1 rRNA gene (cut by a window edge) is annotated in these 2,500 nt (G+C 54.8%); it reads left to right on the top strand.

The features are described from left to right. Positions 1–2,500: ribosomal RNA gene (locus tag ABIB25_RS29020) — 23S ribosomal RNA — on the top strand; its annotated part reaches 5 nt to the left of the window's first position; the annotation flags it as partial.

Raw genomic sequence — 2,500 nt, 5'->3', positions numbered from 1 at the left:
AGTTATGAAGAGCACACGGTGGATGCCTAGGCACCAGGAGCCGATGAAGGACGTAGGAGGCTGCGATAAGCCTCGGGGAGCTGTCAACCGAGCTGAGATCCGAGGATTTCCGAATGGGGAAACCCAGCACGAGTCATGTCGTGTTACCCATGCCTGAACACATAGGGCATGTGGAGGGAACGTGGGGAAGTGAAACATCTCAGTACCCACAGGAAGAGAAAGCAACCGCGATTCCGTTAGTAGTGGCGAGCGAAAGCGGATGAGGCTAAACCGATTGCGCGTGATAGCCGGCAGGCGTTGCGTGATCGGGGTCGTGGGACCATTCAGGTTTCTCTGCCGAGATTCCAGGGAGTAAGAAAAAGTCGTGTTAGTCGAATGGCATTGGAAAAACCAAGCGTAGAGGGTGAGACTCCCGTAGACGAAAACATGATTTCTCCCGAGTGGGATCCCAAGTAGCAGCGAGCCCGTGAAATTCGCTGTGAATCTGGCGGGACCACCCGCTAAGCCTAAATACTACCTGGTGACCGATAGCGGACTAGTACCGTGAGGGAAAGGTGAAAAGTACCCCGGGAGGGGAGTGAAATAGTACCTGAAACCGTGTGCTTACAATCCGTCGGAGCTGACCCCTTGTGGGAAGGTGACGGCGTGCCTTTTGAAGAATGAGCCTGCGAGTTAGTGGTATGTGGCAAGGTTAACCCGTGTGGGGAAGCCGTAGCGAAAGCGAGTCCGAATAGGGCGATTGAGTCGCATGCTCTAGACCCGAAGCGAAGTGATCTACCCATGGCCAGGATGAAGCGACGGTAAGACGTCGTGGAGGTCCGAACCCACCAGGGTTGAAAACCTGGGGGATGAGCTGTGGGTAGGGGTGAAAGGCCAATCAAACTTCGTGATAGCTGGTTCTCCCCGAAATGCATATAGGTGCAGCGTCGCGTGTTTCTTACCGGAGGTAGAGCACTGGATGGTCTAGGGGGCCCACAAGCTTACCGAAATCAACCAAACTCCGAATGCCGGTAAGTGAGAGCGCGGCAGTGAGACAGTGGGGGCTAAGCTTCATTGTCGAGAGGGAAACAGCCCAGATCGCCGGTTAAGGTCCCAAAGCGTGTGCTAAGTGGGAAAGGATGTGGAGTCGCCCAGACAACCAGGAGGTTGGCTTAGAAGCAGCCACCCTTTAAAGAGTGCGTAATAGCTCACTGGTCAAGTGGTTCCGCGCCGACAATGTAGCGGGGCTCAAGCACACCACCGAAACCGCGGCATTCACATATATATCTCGGCCCTTGTGGTCCAGGAGTGTGGATGGGTAGGGGAGCGTCGTGTGGCCAGTGAAGCGGCGGTGTAAACCAGCCGTGGAGGCTACACGAGTGAGAATGCAGGCATGAGTAGCGAATGAGGAGTGAGAAACTCCTCCACCGAATGACCAAGGGTTCCTGGGCCAGGTTAATCCGCCCAGGGTGAGTCGGGACCTAAGACGAGGCCGACAGGCGTAGCCGATGGACAACGGGTTGATATTCCCGTACCCGCGAAAGAGCGCCAATAGCGAGCGCGGTAATGCTAAACGCCCAATCCAATGCCGGCCTTCGGGCTGGCGGCGAGGAGCGCGTGACCCGAACCGTTAGTAGTTAAGCGATGGGGTGACACAGGAAGGTAGCTCCGCCAGTCAGTGGTAATACTGGTGTAAGGGTGTAGGTAGGTTCCGTAGGCAAATCCGCGGGATCGTTAATCTGAGACCTGACGCATAGCCGATTGAGGCGAAGTAGAGTGATCCTATGCTGTCGAGAAAAGCCTCTAGCGAGCTCTGAGCGGCCCGTACCCCAAACCGACACAGGTGGTCAGGTAGAGAATACCAAGGTGATCGAGCGAACTATGGTTAAGGAACTCGGCAAAATACCCCCGTAACTTCGGGAGAAGGGGGACCGAGGTGTGTGAAGCCCCTTGCGGGCTAGCATGTTTTGGTCGCAGAGACCAGGGAGAAGCGACTGTTTACTAAAAACACAGGTCCATGCTAAGTCGCAAGACGATGTATATGGACTGACGCCTGCCCGGTGCTGGAAGGTTAAGAGGACCGGTTAGCTTCACGGCGAAGCTGAGAATTTAAGCCCCAGTAAACGGCGGTGGTAACTATAACCATCCTAAGGTAGCGAAATTCCTTGTCGGGTAAGTTCCGACCTGCACGAATGGCGTAACGACTTCTCTACTGTCTCAACCATAGGCTCGGCGAAATTGCAGTACGAGTAAAGATGCTCGTTACGCGCGGCAGGACGGAAAGACCCCGGGACCTTTACTATAGTTTGGTATTGGTGTTCGGTTCGACTTGTGTAGGATAGGTGGGAGACTGTGAAGTGGTCACGCCAGTGGCTGTGGAGTCAACGTTGAAATACCACTCTGGTCGTACTGGATATCTAACTTAGGTCCATGATCTGGATCAGGGACAGTGCCTGATGGGTAGTTTAACTGGGGCGGTTGCCTCCTAAAGAGTAACGGAGGCGCCCAAAGGTTCCCTCAG

This window comes from Nakamurella sp. UYEF19 (assembly GCF_040546275.1).
Classification (GTDB): Bacteria; Actinomycetota; Actinomycetes; order Mycobacteriales; family Nakamurellaceae; genus Nakamurella.
Note: the sequence above shows the minus strand (reverse complement) of the source record. Positions and strands in the feature narration are given on the sequence as shown.